The sequence below is a fragment of the Fusobacterium sp. FSA-380-WT-3A genome (genome assembly GCF_012843705.1).
Taxonomy (GTDB): Bacteria; Fusobacteriota; Fusobacteriia; order Fusobacteriales; family Fusobacteriaceae; genus Fusobacterium_B.
On record NZ_JABAFQ010000001.1, the window covers coordinates 256,842 to 276,056 of the forward strand.

The window sequence follows — 19,215 nt, forward strand, 5'->3', positions numbered from 1 at the left end:
ATGTTACAAATATCAGGAAAAGATAATGTTCTTTTTAAAAAAGTAAAAAAATTAAAACAAAAAAAATATCGTGAGATAGAACAACTATTTTTAGCAGAGGGGGTAAAATTCTTGGATTTCTCTACTACTCCCAACTATATATTTATAGATGAAGAATTTGATTTATCTCTTATAGAACAAGAATTAGAAAAATTTCAATGTGAGAAATATATTCTCTCTTCTGGGTTATTTTCTCAATTAAGTTCCCAAGAAAATTCTCAAGGAGTTATATTGGTATATTCATATGAAAAATATTCTTTAGATAATTTGGAAAATAATATAGTAGTATTAGATAAAGTTAGTGACCCTGGAAATCTAGGAACAATTATAAGAACAGTTGATGCTGCTGGATTTAAAGATATAATTCTTACTACAGGTAGTGTAGATTGTTATAATGAAAAAGTAATCAGAAGTACAATGGGTTCTATTTTTAATGCAAGACTTCGTTATATGAATGAAGATGAAATGGTGATGTTTTTAAAGGACAAAGACTATAGATTAATTTCTACAGCCTTAGATAAAAATTCAGTTCCCTATACAGAAATTAAATTAAAAAAGAAAAATGCTATTATATTTGGAAATGAAGGAAACGGAATATCAAAAAGTATATTAGCTGTATCAGATGAAAAGGTTATAATTCCTATTTATGGAAGTGCTGAATCTCTAAATGTAGGAGTAGCTTGTGGAATTATTCTTTATAAAATTAGAGAGATTATATAATAAAAAGCTGTTGTATTTAAATTTACAACAGCTTTTTCTTTTTAATTATGTTTTTCTTTTAATAAATCTCTAATTTCTGTTAAAAGAATCTCTTCATTTGTTGGTTTTGGTGCTGGTTTTTCATCTTCATGTTTTTTAATTAATCTATTTACCAATTTTACCATAAAAAATATACTTATCCCTATTATTAAGAAATTTAAAATATTTTGTAAAAATTGTCCATACTTAACAACAACTGGTTCTCCTCCAGCTATACTAGATGGGATTAAAAATTGAAGAGAGGAAATATCTATTTTTCCAGTAAGAATTCCAATTATAGGCATTATAATATCATTAACCATACTATTTACAATTTTACTGAAAGCTCCCCCTATAATAACTCCAACTGCCATATCTAAAACATTTCCACGAAGAGCAAATTTTTTAAACTCTTTAATAAAATTCATATTCTTCACCTATTTATTTTTTAAAACAAAATCAGATACAGATTTAGCAACTACTTTTACTACTCTTTCATCAAATACATCTGGAATAATATAGTCTTCTCTTAATTCTTCATCCTTTATAACAGCAGCTATTCCTTTAGCAGCAGCTATTTTCATTTCTTCTGTAATTTGACTGGCTCTTGAATCTAAAGCTCCCCTAAAAATTCCAGGAAAAGCTAAAATATTATTAATTTGGTTTGGATAATCAGAACGTCCTGTCCCAATTATTCTAGCTCCTCCAGCCTTGGCCTCATCTGGTAATATTTCTGGTTCAGGATTAGCCATAGCAAATACAACAGAATCTTTATTCATTGTAGCTACCATTTCTTTTGTTAAAAGTTTTGGAGCAGAAACTCCTATAAATGCATCAGCTCCAACAATAGCCTCTTTTAATCCACCTTTTATATTATTAGGATTTAAGAATTTCATTAAATCTTTTTTTAATGGGTTATATGTTTCTATATCATCTCTATTTAGAACTCCATCAATATCTACAGCTACAATCTCTTTAGTTCCCATTTGATGTAAAAGTTTACATATTGAAGAACCAGCAGCTCCAGCTCCACTTACAACAATTTTTACATCTTCAAATTTTTTATTTAAAAATTTAAAAGCATTTATTAATCCAGCAGTAACAACTATAGCTGTTCCATGTTGGTCATCATGGAATACAGGAATATTTAATTCTTCTTTTAGTCTAGTTTCTATTTCTACACATCTAGGAGCAGAAATATCTTCTAAATTTATTCCTCCTAAACTTGGAGAAATTAATTTTATAGTTTTTATAATTTCTTCTGTATCTTTAGTATCTAAACATATAGGAAAAGCATCTATACCGGCAAATCTTTTAAATAAAAGACATTTTCCTTCCATAACAGGAAGTCCAGCTTCTGGGCCAATATCTCCTAATCCTAAAACAGCAGTTCCATCTGTTATAACAGCTACTGTATTTCCTTTTGATGTATATTTATAAACATCATCTTTCTTTTCAGCTATTTTTCTACAAGGCTCAGCTACTCCTGGAGTATAAGCAAGTGATAAATCTTTTCTATCATTTACCTGTACTTTTGAAACCATTGCTACTTTTCCTTTATGCTCCTCATGTAGCTTTAGTGCTTCTTCGTAAATATTCATTACTTTCCTCCTAATTTAAAAATTTTTAATAATATTTTCATTTAATTCTTTTATTAGAGCTTTAACTAACTTTACAGTTTCTTGATAATCATTTAATGATACAAAATTATGATGAGAATGAGCATATCTTACAGGTACACCTAAAACTATTGTTGGAATTCCTAAATTTTCTAAATGAATTTTTCCAGCATTAGTTCCACCACTTTCTCTAACAGTTTCTTGATATTTTATATTATATTTTTTAGCAATATCTTTTATAAATTTTACAAGTCTTGGATTGGCTATCATTGTAGGGTCTATATGTCTTATTTGAACTCCTTTTCCAATTCCACCTTGACTTGTATATTTATTTCTAAAAGTATCGTCAGCAGGAGGACCTTCTAAAACTATTGCAACATTAGGTAAAGCTTTTTGAGAACTAACTATAGCTCCTCTTAAACCAACTTCCTCTTGAGAAGATATAACTCCTACAACATCCACATTTAAATTTTCATTTTTTATATCTTTCATTACTTCTGTAATTATAGCACAACCTATTCTATCATCAAAAGCTTTTCCTAAAAATAATTTTGAAATTTCATTATATTCACAAACTACATTTGGAATAACAGGAGCACCTATTTCAATTTTATAAATTTCTTTAACTTCTTCATATGAAAAAGCTCCAATATCTATAAACATATCTTTAATTTCTGTTTTTCCATCATTTTTTAAAAAATGAGGTGGCACAGAAGATATTATCCCATTTATATATTTTCCTTCAGAATTTTGTATCTTTACTTTATGGGCTTGTACTTGTTGAGAACTCCATCCACCTATTGGAATAAATTTTAAAAGTCCATTTCCTTCTATTGATTGAATCATAAAACCAACTTCATCTGAATGAGCTTCTAACATAATTACAGGTTTTTTTCTTTCTTCTGGAAGAATATTATTTATATATAAATTATTCATAGAATCTTTTTCTATATTATAAAAATTTTTCATTTCATCTTTTATAACTTCTAAAACATTATCTTCAAATCCAGATATTCCTTCAACATCACTTAATTTTTTTATTAAATCTATACTGTCCACACTTATCCCCTTTTGCTTATATTGATTAAAAAAAGAAGAATCAGAAAAAAATGATTCTTCTTTTGAAAAGCTATTTTAAAATTTATTTTAAAGTAACTCTCATTAATAAATCTCCAGGTTGTACATCTCCTTTTGCTACAACTTCTATAGATTCAACCATATCCATACTTGTAATTATAATAGGAGTTTTTACTGATGGGGCATTAGCTTTTATAAAGTCTAAATCATATTCAACTAATTTAGTTCCTTTTTTATTTCCTCCTAATTCTCCAACTCTAGTTAATCCTTTTTTATCTAATTTTACAGTATCTACACCAAAGTGTACTATTAATTCTAATCCACTAGGAGTTTCAACACTAATAGCATGGTTAGTTTCAAATATATCAACTTCTCCATCAGCAGGACAGTAAATAGCACCTGGTAATGGGTCTATAGCACATCCATCTCCTATCATTTTTTGTGAAAATGCTTCATCAGGAACTTCTTCTAAAGGAATAACTTTTCCTGCAAGTGGTGAGTAAATTTCTACAACTTTACTATTTTTTTTACCTTTTAAAAAATCAAAAAATCCCATTTTCAATTCTCCTTTATTTATTTTATTGTTATAGTAATATTATTACACATTATTAAAAATAATTCAATAGTTATCTACATCTTTTTATATAATCTCTATATTTTTGGAAATCATCTTCTATTTTTTTAGGATATAAACTTTCTCTCAAAGCTTTTTCTTCCTCATATTGTTTTATTATTTTTTTTACAATCTCTTTTTTCTTATTGATTATCATCATAGTATACACACTCCTTTTAAATTTGAGTAAATTTTTATGTGAATATAAGTGATAAAAAATATCATCTTAGTACTATTATACAATAAAATTTCTAAAAATCAACTTTTTTTATAGTTTTCAATACAAGCATTTATTTTCTAAATGAAATGACACTTGTTTTTATTTAAAGAATATGATATCATATCAACAGATAAATTATTTTTAGGAGGTTTTAAATGGAAGTTCCCACGTCAGGACAGATAATTTCAAATTTATTATTTTTAGTGTTTTTAACTTTGGTTAATGCTTTTTTTGCTTGTACAGAGATGGCTATGGTATCTGTTAATAAAAATAAAATTAACATGATAGCTGAAAAAGGAGATAAGAGGGCAAAACTTATTCTAAAACTTTTAGAAGAGCCAACAAACTTTTTATCAACAATTCAAGTAGCTATTACTTTATCAGGATTTTTTGCCAGTGCTTCAGCAGCTACAAATTTTTCTTATATTGTTGCTGATTGGCTTATAATATTTAATGTGCCGTATAGTAAAGAAATAGCTCTTATTCTTGTAACTATTACTTTATCATTCTTTACTTTGGTATTTGGTGAATTAGTTCCTAAAAGAGTGGCTTTACAAAAAGCTGAAACCATGAGTCTATTTGCTGTAAGAGTTGTATATTTAATTTCAAAGATAGTTTTACCTTTTATAAAACTTCTATCTTTCTCTACAAATTTTGTATTAAAAGTATTAGGAATGAATTTAAAGGATATGGAAGAGAGAGTTTCAGAAGAGGAAATTAAATCTTTAATAGAAATTGGACAAAAACATGGTGTATTTAATGAAACAGAAAAAGAGATGATAACTTCAGTATTGTCTTTTGATGACAAATGTGCTAGAGAAGTTATGACACCAAGAAAAAGTGTATATTGTATAGATATTAACGAACCTTTAAGTGAGTATATTGATGAATTATTAGAAACTCGTCATTCAAGAGTTCCAATATATGAAGAAGATAAAGATAATATCATAGGAGTTTTGTATATAAAAGATTTTATAATAGAAGCTAGACTAAAAGGTTTTGAAAATGTAAACATTAGAGATATTATGCAAAAACCATATTTCATTCTTGAAAATAAAAACATAGATGTTTTATTTAAAGAATTCCAAGAGAAAAAAGTTTTTATAGCTTTACTTATAGATGAATATGGTGGATTTTCTGGTATAGTAACTATGGAAGATTTAATCGAAGAGATTATGGGGTCTATAGAAGAAGTCCATGATGAAGCAGAACCTAAATTAGAGAAAATAGATGAAGATAATTATATAGTAGATGGTCTTTATTCTATGGATAATTTAAATTATGAGTTAGATTTAAAATTTGATAATGAGGAATTTGATACTGTATCAGGATTTGTTATAGATTTACTTGGAAAAATTCCAGAAGAAAATGAAAAATTATCAATAGATTATAAAAATATATCTTTTGAAATTTTAGGTGTAAAAGAAAAGTGTATTGATAAAATAAAAATTACTATTCACCATATTGAAAAAAGTCAAGATGACGATATAGAAGAAGATGATGAATAAAATATATATGGTAAGAGATGTTACTATTAAGTAACATCTCTTTTATTTTTTAATTTTTATAAAAATTTCTATGACTTTTATTTTTTATATTTTTGTGTTAAAATAAAAAATATTAATTATGGAGGGTAGACCATGAGAGAGATAAGTTTAGAAGTAGTCACAAAAGAAGTTGAAAGACTATGTATAGAAGCTAATTATTATATTGGAGAAGATGTTTTAAAAAAATTAAAAAGTGCTTATGAAACAGAAGAATCAGAAGTAGCAAAAACTATATTAGGACAAATTATAGAAAATGATAAAATTGCTTTTGAAGAAAATTTACCTATTTGTCAAGATACAGGACTTGCAGTAATTTTCTTAGAAATAGGGACTGAAGTAAAAATAAATGGAGATATATATGAAGCTATAAATGAGGGAGTAAGAAGAGGATATGAAAATGGATATCTTAGAAAATCAGCTGTAAGACATCCTATAGATAGAGTTAATACAAAAGATAATACTCCTGCTATAATTCATACAAAACTTATTCCAAATTCAGATAAAGTAAAAATAATTATGGCTCCAAAAGGTGGAGGTTCTGAAAATATGAGTACAGTTAAAATGATGAAACCTGCTGACGGAGAAGAGGGAATTAAAAAATTTATAGTTGATTTTGTAAAAAATGCTGGAGGAAACCCTTGTCCACCTATAGTTATAGGAATTGGACTTGGAGGAACATTTGAAAAAGCTGCTTTACTAGCAAAAGAAGCTTTACTTAGAGATTTAGATGATGAAAGTTCTAATCCAATAGATGCTAGACTTGAAAAAGAAATTTTAGAGCTTGTAAATAAAACAGGAGTTGGAGCTATGGGAATTGGAGGAATAAATACAGCTCTTGCTGTAAAAGTTAATAGTTTTCCTTGTCACATTGCCTCTATGCCAGTAGCTATTAATATTAATTGTCATGTAGCTAGACATAAATCTGTTATAATTTAGGAGATGAAAAATATGAAATTAACTGTACCTTTTAATGAAGATGATTTAAAAAAATTAAAAATAGGAGATACTGTTTTTTTAACAGGAACTATATATACAGCTAGAGATGCTGCCCACAAAAGACTTGTTGAGCTTATAAAAAAAGGAGAAAAGCTTCCTATTGAGTTAAAAAATCAAGCGATATTTTATGTGGGGCCAACTCCACCAAAACCTGGGCAAGTTATAGGAAGTGCAGGACCAACTACTAGTTATAGAATGGACCCATATGCTCCTCTTCTTATAGAAAATGGATTAAGAGGAATGATTGGAAAAGGTGGACGTTCTACTGAAGTAATTGATTCTATAAAAAAATATGGAGCTGTATATTTTGGAGCTATTGGAGGAGCTGGAGCTTTACTTTCTAAAGCTATAAAAAAAGCTGAACTTATAGCCTATGAGGATTTAGGAGCTGAAGCTATTAGAAAATTGGAAGTTGTAGATTTTCCAGTAGTAGTTATAAATGATGTTTATGGAAATGATTTATATAAAGAGGGACAAAGTAAATGGAATAGAGAATAAATATTTTTCTCTAGACAGATAATAATTCCCATGATAAAATACTCTTTGATAATAAAAATTCAAGGAGTATTTTTTTATGAAAATGTCAGAAGAAAAAATTCTTTCTCTTTTAAAAGAAGAGTTTGAAAATAAAAATATAGTGAGATGTATTTTTTCAAATATGAAAGGAGATTATGAATATAGTAAAATCATAGTTAAACCTTTAATTATAAAAAATAATTTTTTATATCAATTTGAGCAATTTAAAAATAATAAAGCTTATCATGAAAATATAACTATAGAAGAAACAAATAAAAAATTACAAAAAATTGTAGATAATTTTTATCAGTATATGATATTTACAAAAAATAGTGATATTCAAATTATCCGTGGAAAAAAAGATTTTAATGTAAAAAAAGTTACTAACGAAAAAGAGGTTTGTTCTTTATCTCACAATAAAACTAAAAAATATATATTAGAAGAGGGGACTAGAATTCCTTTTTTAATTAAATTGGGAATTATGAGTGAAGATGGAAAAGTTTTTAAAAATTCCTATGATAAGTTTAGACAAATTAATAAATATTTGGAATTTATAGATGATACTATAAAAGAATTAAAAAGTAAAAAACTTATAGAAAATCATATTAAAGCTATAGACTTTGGTTGTGGAAAATCTTATCTTACTTTTGCTTTACACCACTATTAAAAAAATATTCAAAATATGACTTTTGAAGTTATAGGACTTGATTTAAAAAAAGATGTCATAGAATATTGTAATAAAGTAGCAAAAGAATTAAATCTTGAAAATTTAGAATTTTTAACAGGAGATATAAAAGATTTTGATAAATTAAAAAATGTGGATATGATTTTTTCTCTTCATGCTTGTAATAACGCTACTGATTATTCTTTATTAAAAGGTTTAGAATTAAATGCAAAAGCTATTTTAGCTGTTCCATGTTGTCAACATGAATTTAATCAAAAAATGAGTTCTAATAAAAAAAGTGAATTTTATTCTAACTTCAATCCTATAGGAAAACATGGAATTCTTTTAGAAAAATTTGCTTCAATAGCAACTGATGCTTTCAGAGCTCAAGCTTTAGAACTTTGTGGGTATAAAACTCAAGTAATGGAATTTATAGATATGGAGCATACTCCAAAAAATATTCTTATAAGAGGAATTGTAGATAAAACTAATGAGAAAATTTTAGAAAAAAAATTAATAGAATATGAAAATTATAAAAACTTTTTAGGTATTGAACCACTATTAGATACCTTATTAAGACCTTATTTTAAAATTAAAGAGGTAAAAAATGAAAATAATTAAAGAGATTATTGTTGTAGAGGGAAGAGATGATATAACAGCTGTAAAAAGAGCTGTTAATGCTGAAGTTATAGCTGTTCATGGATTTTCAGTCAAAAAAAATCTTGAAAGAATACAGAAGGCTTATGAAAATAGGGGAATTATAATATTAACTGACCCAGATTTTGCTGGATTGCAAATTAGAAGAATTATAAAATCTCGTTTTCCTTTAGCAAAACAAGCTTATATAAATAGATGGGAAGGAAAAAAAGATGGAGATATTGGAGTAGAAAATGCTTCTCCTGAAGCTATTATAAGAGCTCTTGAAATGGCCAAATGTGAAACTGTTGAAGCTAGTAAAATTTTTACTGTTAACGACCTTATAGAAAATAATCTTACAGGACATAAAAATTCTAAGTTTTACAGAGAGAAACTTGGAGAAAAACTTGGTATAGGATATTCTAATGGAAAACAACTTTTATCAAAATTAAATAATTATGGAATTATTAGAGAAGAATTTGAAAATGCTGTAAAATCTTTTAAAAAGAAAAAAGTTGCCTTTGTATGTGTCCACAATTCTTGTAGAAGTCAAATAGCTGAAGCATTAGGAAAATTATATGGAAATGATGTTTTTGAAAGTTATAGTGCTGGAACTGAGATAAAAAATCAAATTAATCAAGATGCTGTAAAATATCTTAAAGAAATATACAATATACATATGGAAGAAGAGGGACAAAAATCTAAACTTCTTTCTGATATTCCAAATGTAGATATAGTTATAACTATGGGTTGTAATGTAAATTGTCCTTATTTGCCTTGTGAATACAGAGAGGATTGGGGATTAGAAGACCCTAGTGGGAAATCTAAAGAGGAATTTTACAAAACAATAAAACTTATTGAAGAAAAAATACTTTCCCTTAAAGAGAGAATAGAAAAAAATCTTTTATAAAAAAACAAAAAAGGCTGTAATAGTAACAGCCTTTTTTATATAATTTATTTTTAACTTTTATTTAATTTCTTCTAAAGTTTCAAGAAATAAATCTTTTTTATCTTGATATGATTTGCAAGTTGCTATCATCATTTTTAATTGTTCTTCTGATATTTTTCCAACTACTTTAGCAGGATTTCCTTTTATAAAACTTCCTTCTTCAATTTTTCCAATTTTTGAAGTTACTAAAGCTCTTGAAGATACAAAACAATTTTTTGGAATTTCTACATTATCTGTTATAATAGTTCCCATTCCAATTAAAGAATTGTCTCCTATTTTTGCTCCATGTATTAAACAATTATGACCAATAGTTACATTCTTTCCAATAACTACATCAGCATTATGTTCTCCATGAACAGTAGTTCCTTCTTGTATATTACTTCCTTCACCTATTTCAATATATAAAATATCTCCTCTTAAAACTGCTCCATACCAAATAGAAACATTATCTTGTACATTTACATTTCCAATTATTCTAGCTGTATCAGCTATAAAAACTTTTTCTCCAATTTTAGGTATATTATTTCCTAGTTTAAATAACATTATTCCTCCTCTTTATTTAGACATCTCTTTTGATTTTTTTTCACAAGCTTTCATTCCTTGAATAATAGCATTTCTAAATCCACATTCTTCTAATTTTTCTACTGCTTCAATAGTAGTTCCTTTTGGAGAGCATACCATATCTTTTAATTCTCCAGGATGCATTCCAGTTTCTAAAACCATTTTTGCTGAACCTAATACAGCTTGAGCAGCAAATTTATAAGCCATTTTTCTTGGTATTCCACTAGAAACAGCAGCATCTCCCATAGCTTCTATCAGCATAAAAATATAAGCTGGAGAAGAACCACTTACAGCTATTACCCCATCTATTAATTTTTCACTTACAACTTCTGTTTTTCCAAAAGCATTAAGTAATAAAAGTGCTTCATCTAACTCCTCTTTTGTTATAAATTCATTAGGCATAACGGCAGTCATACTTTCTTTTACAAGAGCTGGAGTATTTGGCATTATTCTTATAATTTTTACATCTTTTCCAAATAATTCTTTTGATTTTTCTAATTTTATTCCTGCTGCTATAGTGATTATGATTACATCTTTTTTAATATAATCTTTTATTTCATTAATAACTTCTGGATACATATCAGGTTTTACTGCTAAAAATAATATATCTGATTCATTAGCTACAAGTAAATTTGAATTTGAAGTTTTTACTCCTAAATCATTATATAATTTTTTTAATCTTTCACTTGATGGATCTGAATAAATAATACTTTCTTTAGGTACAATATTAGAAGCGATTATTCCACCTCCAATAGCATATCCCATATTTCCTCCACCAATAAATCCAATTATTTTTTCCATGAAATCCTCCTTAAAATTAAATTTAATTTTAAAAATTAGCAATAGTATTATACCATTTTTTATTTTTTTTAACTAGAATAAAAAATAATATATTATATAATTTTATCGGACTAAATAAAATTAGACTTTTATTTTTTATTCTGATATAATTAAATTAGATTAAATTATTTACTTAGGAGGAATAATTATGAAAAAAGTTTATGTTTTACTTGCTGATGGTTTTGAAGTTATAGAAGCACTTGCTCCTGTAGATATTATGAGAAGAGCTGGAATAGAAGTTATTACTTTATCTCTTAATAATAATCTTGAAGTTGTGTCTTCTCACAATATAAAAGTTATGGCTGATAAAATTTTTGATGGAGAATTTAAAGATGGAGATGGAATATATTTCCCTGGTGGATATCCAGGATATGAAAATCTACTAAAATCTCAAAAAGCTATGGAACTTGGAAAATATTATTTAGAAAATAATAAATTAGTTGGTGCTATTTGTGGAGCTCCTTCTAGTCTTGCTAGAGCTGGAATTATAGATGGAAAAAATATTACTTTACATTTTGGTTGTTATGATTTAGTTGGAGAAAAATGTAATATTATTGATAAACCAATTGTAGCAGATAGAAATCTTATTACAGGTAGTGGAGCTGGATATTCTGTTGATATGGGCCTTGCTCTTGTAAACTATCTTGTTCCTGAAAAAGTTGCTGATATTAAAAAAGCACTTACTATAAAAGATTAATTTTTATAAAATCATTTTAAATAATAAAAGTCTGTAAAAATTATTAAAAATAATTCTACAGACTTTTTTATTTTTTAATTAATATTTTTATTGTTTATAAAATTTTATATTTTTAAACTATTTTTGTTGTCCAATCTTCTACATTCCAAACTTCAGTAGCTATATCATTATAAAATTCTGGCTCATGACTTACTAAAACTATTGTTCCTTTAAACTCTTGTAATGCTCTTTTCAATTCATCTTTAGCTTCTACATCTAAATGATTAGTAGGTTCGTCAAGTACTAAGAAATTTATATTTTGTAGCATCAATTTACATAAACGAACTTTTGCATTTTCTCCTCCAGACAAAACTTGTACTTGACTTGTAATATGGTCTCTTGTGAGTCCACATTTAGCAAGTGCAGCTCTTGCTTCTTGATTTGTCATACTAGGATATAAATTCCAAATATAATCTAATGCTGTTATTCCAGAAATATTTTCTTCTTGTTGAAAATATCCAATTTCTAAAAATTGTCCATGCTCAACTTCTCCTGAAAATGGTTTTAATTTTCCAAGGATTGTTTTCAGCAATGTGGATTTTCCAAGTCCATTAACTCCCTTTATAGCTATCTTTTGATTTCTCTCTATAGTAAAATTAAGTGGTCTAGTTAAAGCTTCATTGTATCCTATCACTAAGTCTTTAACTGTTACAACTTCTCTACTTGGAGTACGAGCCTCTTTAAATTGGAAAGTTGGTTTTGGTTTTTCTCTAGCAATTTCAATTATATCCATTCTATCTAATTTTCTTTGACGGTCTTTTGCAAGATTTGTAGTGGCTACACGAGCTTTATTTCTAGCAATAAAATCTTTTAAATGAGCAATTTCTTTTTGTTGCTTTTTATATGCTTGTTCAATTTGTCTTTTCTTTAACTCATACATCTCTTTAAATTGATAATAATCTCCAGTATAACGGGTAAGTTCAGCATTTTCTACATGATAAATAACATTTACTACTTCATTTAAGAAAGGTATATCATGAGAAACAAGAATAAAAGCATTTTCATAATTTTTTAAGAAATTTTTAAGCCACATAATATGATTTTCATCTAAAAAGTTTGTAGGCTCATCTAGTATAAGTATCATAGGATTTTCTAATAAAACTTTTGTTAATAAAATTTTTGCTCTTTGTCCACCTGATAATTCTGTAACATCTCTATCAAGTCCTATATCCATAAGTCCAAGACCTGCTGCATATTCTTCTATTTTAGAATCAAGAGAATAAAAATCTCCACTTTCTAATATACTTTGAATTTCTCCAACTTCTTCCATCAAAGAATCCATTTCTTCTGCTGAACAATCTCCCATTTTATCATATAGTCCCATCATTTCTTTTTCTAATTCAAACATGTGGTCAAAAGCACTTCTTAATATATCTCTAATTGTTTTTCCCTTTTCTAAAGTACTATATTGGTCAAGATATCCTGTTGTAATGTGATTACACCAAGTAACTTTTCCTTCATCAGGAACAAGTTCTCCTGTTATAATATTTAAAAATGTTGTTTTTCCCTCTCCATTTGCTCCAACAAGTCCTACGTGTTCTCCTTTTAAAAGTCTAAAAGAAGCATTTTCTAAAATAGTCCTCGCTCCATATCCATGACTAACATTTGTTACTTCTAATATCATTATTTCCTCCAAAATTAAAAACTCTACAATTTATTATTTTATCATACTTTTTAGTTTTTTTCATTAATTATTTTTATTTTTATAAAAATATAGTATAATTATATTATCAATATACAAGGAGGACTTACTATGATTTTTTTAGGTATTATTATTTTACTAATTGTTATTATTGCTTTTATTCTAATTGGAATTTATAACAAATTAGTAAAAGAGAAAAATTTTGTAGAAGAAGCTTTTTCTACAATAGATGCTTATTTGAAAAAAAGATATGACCTTATTCCTAATTTAGTAGCTACTGTAAAAGGATATAAGGATTATGAAGGAGAAACTTTAGAAAAAGTTATAGCTGCAAGAAATAAATATATGAGCTGTACAAATATGAATGACAAAATAGAAAATGAAAATATGATAGCTGGGACTTTAGGAAAATTATTCGCATTGCAAGAATCTTATCCTGATTTAAAAGCTAATACAAATTTTTTATCTCTTCAAGGAGAAATTACAAAAATTGAAGAGGACATTTTACAAGCTAGAAAATATTATAATGGCAGTGTAAGAAATTATAATACTTATTGTGAAACTTTTCCTAATGTTTTCATTGCTAATATCTTTGGATTTAAAAAATATCCATTCTTTAATATAGAAGATAGTAAGGAGAAAGAAAATGTTAAAATTAGTTTCTAGTATATTTTTTATTTTATTTACAATATCCTTTGGTAGTAATAACTATGTTATAGATAATTATAAAATCAATATAAATATAACTGAAAAAAATGTATATAAAATTGAAGAGGAAATACAAGCTAATTTTTTAAGACCTAGTAGAGGATTATATAGAAAAATTCCTACTAAATACAACGGAAGGACTATTAAAGTTACAGATATAAAAGTTAATGAAAAATCTCTTATAAAAGAAAGTGATGATACTACTTTCATTAGACTTGGAGACCCTAATAAATACATAACAGGTATAAAAGATTATAAAATTTATTTTAATCACAATCTTGGTTGGGATAAAACAAATGAATATGATGAAGTTTATTATAATCTAATTGGTAATGATTGGAATACAACTATAAAAAAAGTTGAATTTTCTGTGACATTACCAAAACCATTTGATATAAACAAAATTTCTTTTACTTCTGGGTCTAGAGGTAATACAACATCTAATGGAGTATATTGGCAAGTAAAAGGTAATACAATATATGGATATACAACTTCATCATTATCTCCTTATGATAGTCTTACATTGGCTATCCCTCTAGAAAATGGCTATTTTGATATTGGTAGTAGTAAAATATTTTACTATTTAAATAATATAATTTATTCTGTCGGAAAATTCCTTTTATTTGGAATTTATCCTATAATATTATTTATTGCTTTCTATATTTATAAGAAAAATAAAAAAGAATTAAAAGTTATTGAAACAGTTGAATTTTATCCACCAGATAATCTTACTCCTACTGAAGTAGGTTATTATATAGATGGTTCAGTTGATGCAAAAGATTTGACTAGTATGATTTTCTATTGGGGTGATAAAGGTTATCTCTCAATAATCGAAAAGGAGACTGGTAGATTATTTAATAGAAAACAAATCTTTTTAGAAAAATTAAAAGATATAGAAACTGATAAAACTTTTGAAAGATATTTATTTGATAGTTTATTTGCCTTTGCAAATGGAAATATAGTAAATATTTCAGAGTTAAGAAATGAATTCTATATTTATATGGAAAAAACAAGTGATATTTTTCAAATAGATTTAATAAAAAATAAGAAAACACTATATTCTAAAGAAAATAAAACAAATACTAGAAAAATAACTTTTTTAATTCCTGTAACTATGCTTTCTACTTTTATTCTTATTAGTACTTTTAGTGATGGAAATTTTCCTAATGTTATCTTATTCTTTATAGCCACTATTATAACTTCTGCATTACTTGAAAAACTTTCTAGAAAACTTAGAGTACGCTCAGAATATGGTAATAAAATTCTAGGTAGATGTCGTGGATTTAAGAAATTTTTAGAAGTTACTGAAAAAGATAAATTAGAAATGCTTTTAGAAGAAAATCCAAATTATTTTTATGATATTTTACCTTATGCTATTGTATTAGGAGTAAGTGATATATGGGCTAATAAATTTAAAGATTTAGTTACTGCTCCTCCTACTTGGTATAATACAAATTCAACAAATGATGTATTTGTATTTTCCCATTTTATGGGAAGATTTAATAATTCTTTGAATTCATTAAATAATTCTATGCTTTCATCTCCTAAATCTTCAACTAATTTTGGTGGTGGTCGTTCTTCTTCTAGTGGTGGTTCTTCTGGAGGAGGAGCAGGAGGTGGAGGTGGAGGAAGTTGGTAAAACTTATATGCCACACTTCTGACATAATGTTTTAATATAATGAATTTGTTCATAAGACCTTTCCTTTTAAATATAAGAAATGGTAGAAACTGTGATATTAGCCGGTCACAGTTTCTTTTATTTTTTGTAATATTTTCTTTACTATTATAAAAAAAAGATATATAATATAATTCCTTGGCAGGGGAGTTTTATATAAAAAAGGTTCATTACAATGTAATGAACCTTTTTATTTTACCATACTGTTACAGCTGAAGCTCCAAAGCCACAACTTGTAGAATAATATTTTGCATCTATTGGTTTACCTTTATATAACATAACTAATCCATATGTTTTTTTAACTGCTTCTCTTGTTTCTGGATTTTCATGTGTGTTATTATAAACTTGGGACATTGTATTGTCTGTTACATGAAAACCTTGAGCTCTGTATCTACCTTTTAAGTAGTCACTAAGAGCATAAGTTCTAGCTGCCACAGCTTGAGCTTTTAAAGCTTCAATACCAAAACTTCTTGGCATTTCACTAGGTACAACTTGCAATAAATAATCTTCTATAAAGACTTCATTGATAAGATTAAGTCTACTAGAAGCAGTTTGTGATAATTTTACCTCTAAAGTTCCTCTATATGTTGGATTTTTATGAGCTCTTCTTATAGAAGTTATAGTAAATCTATTGTTAGAACTTCTAAGTTCTACTTTTTCTTTTGTTTCAGCTCTCTTTTTTCCATTTATGTAGACATACATCTTTGACGATTTAGGAACTATTTTTACTTCATCACCTTTTTTTAAAGTAATTCTCATCCAACTATTTACAAGGTCTGATTTAGCATCAGTTTTTATTGTAACTACTTCATGATTAAGACTAGACATATTACTTGTAGTAAGTCCTATTCTTATCTCTCTTCCAACTCCAGGTAAAGAATACATATTTTTTATTTCTATATCTTTATAATAAAAATTCAAGATTTCTTTAAAATTTTTTCCATAATTTTTACTTAAGTCGTAAGCTCCATATTGGCTCATACCGGAACCATGCCCAAATCCTCCACCATAAACTACAAAATCTCCACCTTTTTTCTCTATAGCAAAAAATCCTGATGGTAATAGTGGTGGATTATATTTTGTTGAAGTATATTTTCTATCTCCACCTTTTGCAAGTTTTAGTTCTACTTTTTTTCCTACATTATATTTTGCTAAACCTAAAACTTTTCTTATTGTATATTCCCCTCTTAAAAGATACTCTCCATTACTTCCTTTTATTAAAAGATAAGTAATAACTCCTGATTTTCCTCTTTCTAAAACAATAATATCTTTTAATCTTCCTACAGGATTAGATTTTATAGGTTTTCTAACCCATCTATTTTTTTCTAAAGTAAATACAAAAGATTTATTTATTGTAGGTAAAACTTTATTAATACTTTTTGCATAGTCAGAAGAATCAATTTCATAAGTCCATCTCCAATAACTTGAATTATCTCCATATCCTTGCATTTTAGAATTTCTAAAAAACATTATAAAATCTTTTTCTGATTTTCCAATAAATCTTCCATTTGTTAAATGGCTACTATCTCTTAAATATGGAAAATTATCTGTATAAGTGACATCTGGTGTTGGATATCCATACTTTGAAAAATATGAAATTCTTCCATCCCTACCAACATTTTGATTATAACTTGGTCTATAATGAGTAGAAGATTTTTTATTTCCACACCCTACATAAAATATCATAATAACCAAAGTAAAAAAACTTAAAATATATTTTTTCATTAGTTCTCCTTATAATGTAACATTATTCTTTTTAATATATTCTCTAACTCTTTCTAATTCTTCCACAGTGTCAACACCTATAATTTTATGTTGAGTTTCTAAGACTTTTATTTTATGACCATTTTCTAAAACTCTTAATTGCTCTAATGATTCAGAAATCTCAAGTGGTGTTTGCTCCCATTGAGAATATTCCATTACAAACTTTCTTTTATATCCATAAATTCCCACATGTTTATAATAGATATCTTTATTTTTATTTCTTGGATATGGAATTACTGACCTTGAAAAATATATAGCATAATCATTTTTATCTGTAATAACTTTTACACTATTAGGATTTTCTATATCCTCTTGATTATCAAGTTTAAATTTTAAAGTTCCCATTTCTAATTGAGGTTCTTTTTTAAAAGCATCTATTAAAGAATTAATCATATCTTTTTCTATTAATGGCTCATCACCTTGAATATTTATAATCACATCTACATCAGTTATTTTTTCACAAACTTCTGCTATTCTACTTGTTCCATTAGGATGGTCCTCTCTAGTCATAATAGCTTTTCCACCAAATTTAACTACTTCATCATAAATTCTTTTATCATCAGTAGCTACTATAACATCATCTAAATCTGAATTTTTAACTCTTTTATACACCCATTCTATCATTGTATGACCACATATATCTTTTAAAGGTTTTCCTTCTAATCTACTTGAACCATAACGAGCTGGTATTACTCCTAAAAATTTCACTTTTATTCCTCCTATGATATAAAATTATTTTATACGCTACTAAAATTGTATCATATTTTCAAATTAATGTAAAAAATAAATTTATAAAATCCAAATTTTTATAGTATAATTATTATATAAAATACTATACAGGGAGGATTTTATGGAAAATATAAAAAAATTTGCTGAAATTATAAAAAATAGTAATTATATTGTTGCTTTTACAGGAGCTGGAGCCTCTACTGATTCTGGACTTGCTGATTTTAGAGGAAAAAATGGTCTTTACAATAATAGAAATTTTATGGGATATGAGCCTGAGGAAATTCTTAGCCATGATTTCTTTTTTGCTCACAGAGATATTTTTAATAGATATCTAAAGGAAAAACTTTCTATAGATGGAATAAAACCAAATTTTGGTCACAAAGCATTAGCTGAACTTGAAAAATTAGGAAAATTAAAAGCTGTTATTACTCAAAATATTGATAATTTGCATCAAGAAGCAGGAAGTAAAAATGTTTTAGAACTTCATGGAACTTTAAAAAAATGGTATTGTCTAAACTGTGGTAAAAAATCTAATGAGGATTTTAAATGTTCTTGTGGTGGCACTGTGAGGCCTCAAGTAACTCTTTATGGTGAAATGCTTGATGAAGTTGTAACTGAAAATGCTATAAAAGAAATTAAAAAAGCTGATACTCTAATAATAGTTGGAACAAGTTTAACTGTTTATCCTGCAGCTTATTATATAAATTATTTTAAGGGAAACAATCTTATAATAATTAATGAAACTCCTACTTCACAAGATGGAATAGCAAATATAGTTATAAGAGAAAAATTTGCAAACGTTATGAAAGAAATAATGAATATTCTTAAATAATTTTATTTCTATTTCCTTTATTTTTTAATTTTTCCACTTGATTTAAAATTTTTAATAAATATTCACACTTAAAATATATTAATTTTTACAAAAAAACTACACTTTTTTAAAATT

Annotated in this window: 19 protein-coding genes and 2 pseudogenes; 11 read left to right on the forward strand and 10 right to left on the reverse strand. The window is 26.6% G+C overall.

Annotated features, from left to right (window positions below; translation table 11 throughout):
- Positions 1-759: an RNA methyltransferase gene (locus HF862_RS01250; RefSeq protein WP_170186102.1), complete on the forward strand. Its 759-nt coding sequence runs from the start codon at positions 1-3 to the stop codon at positions 757-759.
- A 41-nt stretch (positions 760-800) separates the two neighbouring features.
- On the opposite strand, the gene mscL is transcribed toward HF862_RS01250, so the two are convergent.
- The 5 genes from mscL to HF862_RS01275 form a co-directional block, all read right to left on the reverse strand.
- Entirely contained in the window at positions 801-1,205 is a 405-nt protein-coding gene (mscL, locus tag HF862_RS01255; protein WP_027129179.1) for a large-conductance mechanosensitive channel protein MscL, read from the reverse strand.
- Positions 1,206-1,214: 9 nt separating this feature from the next.
- Positions 1,215-2,378 carry an NADP-dependent malic enzyme gene (locus HF862_RS01260; RefSeq protein WP_170186103.1) on the reverse strand — a complete coding sequence of 388 codons (1,164 nt, stop codon included), beginning with the start codon at positions 2,376-2,378 and terminating at the stop codon, positions 1,215-1,217.
- A 15-nt stretch (positions 2,379-2,393) separates the two neighbouring features.
- Entirely contained in the window at positions 2,394-3,455 is a 1,062-nt protein-coding gene (locus tag HF862_RS01265; RefSeq protein ID WP_170186104.1) for a M42 family metallopeptidase, read from the reverse strand.
- Positions 3,456-3,537: 82 nt separating this feature from the next.
- Complete coding sequence (locus HF862_RS01270) at positions 3,538-4,029, reverse strand: PTS glucose transporter subunit IIA (protein WP_170186105.1); 492 nt, start codon at positions 4,027-4,029, stop codon at positions 3,538-3,540.
- 70 nt (positions 4,030-4,099) lie between these two features.
- A complete protein-coding gene (locus HF862_RS01275; RefSeq protein ID WP_170186106.1) occupies positions 4,100-4,246 on the reverse strand; it encodes a hypothetical protein in 147 nt (48 codons plus the stop codon).
- Between the two features lie 215 nt (positions 4,247-4,461).
- Between HF862_RS01275 and HF862_RS01280 the strand changes: the two genes are divergently transcribed.
- From HF862_RS01280 to HF862_RS09985, 6 genes and pseudogenes are all read left to right on the forward strand, one after another.
- Positions 4,462-5,814, forward strand: coding sequence for a hemolysin family protein (locus HF862_RS01280; RefSeq protein ID WP_170186107.1), 1,353 nt, complete (start codon positions 4,462-4,464; stop codon positions 5,812-5,814).
- A 132-nt stretch (positions 5,815-5,946) separates the two neighbouring features.
- A complete protein-coding gene (locus HF862_RS01285; protein ID WP_170186108.1) occupies positions 5,947-6,789 on the forward strand; it encodes a fumarate hydratase in 843 nt (280 codons plus the stop codon).
- Between the two features lie 12 nt (positions 6,790-6,801).
- On the forward strand, positions 6,802-7,347 hold the full coding sequence (locus HF862_RS01290) for a Fe-S-containing hydro-lyase (RefSeq protein WP_170186109.1): 546 nt from the start codon (positions 6,802-6,804) through the stop codon (positions 7,345-7,347).
- A gap of 82 nt (positions 7,348-7,429) precedes the next feature.
- A pseudogene (locus HF862_RS01295) lies at positions 7,430-8,650 on the forward strand (SAM-dependent methyltransferase).
- Positions 8,637-9,146: pseudogene (gene rnmV, locus HF862_RS09980) on the forward strand (ribonuclease M5); the annotation flags it as partial. The pseudogenes HF862_RS01295 and rnmV, both read left to right, overlap by 14 nt.
- Positions 9,132-9,575 (forward strand): arsenate reductase ArsC, encoded by a 444-nt coding sequence (locus tag HF862_RS09985; protein ID WP_369694279.1) that lies wholly within the window; start codon positions 9,132-9,134, stop codon positions 9,573-9,575. The pseudogene rnmV and the gene HF862_RS09985, both read left to right, overlap by 15 nt.
- 57 nt (positions 9,576-9,632) lie before the next feature.
- Here the strand turns inward: HF862_RS09985 and HF862_RS01305 are convergent, their stop codons facing one another.
- Positions 9,633-10,157, reverse strand: coding sequence for a gamma carbonic anhydrase family protein (locus HF862_RS01305; RefSeq protein WP_170186110.1), 525 nt, complete (start codon positions 10,155-10,157; stop codon positions 9,633-9,635).
- 12 nt (positions 10,158-10,169) lie between these two features.
- Complete coding sequence (proC, locus tag HF862_RS01310; RefSeq protein ID WP_170186111.1) at positions 10,170-10,976, reverse strand: pyrroline-5-carboxylate reductase; 807 nt, start codon at positions 10,974-10,976, stop codon at positions 10,170-10,172.
- A 187-nt stretch (positions 10,977-11,163) separates the two neighbouring features.
- Between proC and HF862_RS01315 the strand changes: the two genes are divergently transcribed.
- Positions 11,164-11,712: a DJ-1/PfpI family protein gene (locus HF862_RS01315; protein ID WP_170186112.1), complete on the forward strand. Its 549-nt coding sequence runs from the start codon at positions 11,164-11,166 to the stop codon at positions 11,710-11,712.
- A gap of 112 nt (positions 11,713-11,824) precedes the next feature.
- Here the strand turns inward: HF862_RS01315 and HF862_RS01320 are convergent, their stop codons facing one another.
- Positions 11,825-13,378, reverse strand: a complete 1,554-nt coding sequence (locus HF862_RS01320) for an ABC-F family ATP-binding cassette domain-containing protein (protein ID WP_170186231.1) — start codon at positions 13,376-13,378, stop codon at positions 11,825-11,827.
- Positions 13,379-13,504: 126 nt separating this feature from the next.
- Between HF862_RS01320 and HF862_RS01325 the strand changes: the two genes are divergently transcribed.
- Positions 13,505-14,059: a LemA family protein gene (locus HF862_RS01325; protein WP_170186113.1), complete on the forward strand. Its 555-nt coding sequence runs from the start codon at positions 13,505-13,507 to the stop codon at positions 14,057-14,059.
- Positions 14,040-15,740: a DUF2207 domain-containing protein gene (locus tag HF862_RS01330; protein ID WP_170186114.1), complete on the forward strand. Its 1,701-nt coding sequence runs from the start codon at positions 14,040-14,042 to the stop codon at positions 15,738-15,740. Before HF862_RS01325 ends, HF862_RS01330 begins: the two co-directional genes overlap by 20 nt.
- A 231-nt stretch (positions 15,741-15,971) precedes the next feature.
- On the opposite strand, the gene HF862_RS01335 is transcribed toward HF862_RS01330, so the two are convergent.
- The gene (locus HF862_RS01335) at positions 15,972-17,501 is read right to left on the reverse strand and encodes a SpoIID/LytB domain-containing protein (RefSeq protein ID WP_170186115.1); all 1,530 of its coding nucleotides are present in this window, start codon (positions 17,499-17,501) and stop codon (positions 15,972-15,974) included.
- 9 nt (positions 17,502-17,510) lie between these two features.
- Positions 17,511-18,248: a 3-deoxy-manno-octulosonate cytidylyltransferase gene (gene kdsB, locus HF862_RS01340; protein WP_170186116.1), complete on the reverse strand. Its 738-nt coding sequence runs from the start codon at positions 18,246-18,248 to the stop codon at positions 17,511-17,513.
- 142 nt (positions 18,249-18,390) lie between these two features.
- On the opposite strand from kdsB, the gene HF862_RS01345 reads away from it, so the two are divergent.
- Positions 18,391-19,101: an NAD-dependent protein deacylase gene (locus HF862_RS01345; RefSeq protein WP_170186117.1), complete on the forward strand. Its 711-nt coding sequence runs from the start codon at positions 18,391-18,393 to the stop codon at positions 19,099-19,101.
- Positions 19,102-19,215 lie beyond the last annotated feature (114 nt).

Coding starts and splice junctions, on each gene's coding strand:
- HF862_RS01315 (WP_170186112.1), top strand. CDS start 11,164: ATGAAAAAAGTTTATGTTTTACTTGCTGATGGTTTTGAAGTTATAGAA.
- HF862_RS01290 (WP_170186109.1), top strand. CDS start 6,802: ATGAAATTAACTGTACCTTTTAATGAAGATGATTTAAAAAAATTAAAA.
- mscL (WP_027129179.1), bottom strand. CDS start 1,205: ATGAATTTTATTAAAGAGTTTAAAAAATTTGCTCTTCGTGGAAATGTT.
- HF862_RS01325 (WP_170186113.1), top strand. CDS start 13,505: ATGATTTTTTTAGGTATTATTATTTTACTAATTGTTATTATTGCTTTT.
- HF862_RS01330 (WP_170186114.1), top strand. CDS start 14,040: ATGTTAAAATTAGTTTCTAGTATATTTTTTATTTTATTTACAATATCC.
- proC (WP_170186111.1), bottom strand. CDS start 10,976: ATGGAAAAAATAATTGGATTTATTGGTGGAGGAAATATGGGATATGCT.
- HF862_RS01270 (WP_170186105.1), bottom strand. CDS start 4,029: ATGGGATTTTTTGATTTTTTAAAAGGTAAAAAAAATAGTAAAGTTGTA.
- HF862_RS01305 (WP_170186110.1), bottom strand. CDS start 10,157: ATGTTATTTAAACTAGGAAATAATATACCTAAAATTGGAGAAAAAGTT.
- HF862_RS01260 (WP_170186103.1), bottom strand. CDS start 2,378: ATGAATATTTACGAAGAAGCACTAAAGCTACATGAGGAGCATAAAGGA.
- HF862_RS01345 (WP_170186117.1), top strand. CDS start 18,391: ATGGAAAATATAAAAAAATTTGCTGAAATTATAAAAAATAGTAATTAT.
- HF862_RS01285 (WP_170186108.1), top strand. CDS start 5,947: ATGAGAGAGATAAGTTTAGAAGTAGTCACAAAAGAAGTTGAAAGACTA.
- HF862_RS01335 (WP_170186115.1), bottom strand. CDS start 17,501: ATGAAAAAATATATTTTAAGTTTTTTTACTTTGGTTATTATGATATTT.
- HF862_RS01280 (WP_170186107.1), top strand. CDS start 4,462: ATGGAAGTTCCCACGTCAGGACAGATAATTTCAAATTTATTATTTTTA.
- HF862_RS01250 (WP_170186102.1), top strand. CDS start 1: ATGTTACAAATATCAGGAAAAGATAATGTTCTTTTTAAAAAAGTAAAA.
- HF862_RS01275 (WP_170186106.1), bottom strand. CDS start 4,246: ATGATGATAATCAATAAGAAAAAAGAGATTGTAAAAAAAATAATAAAA.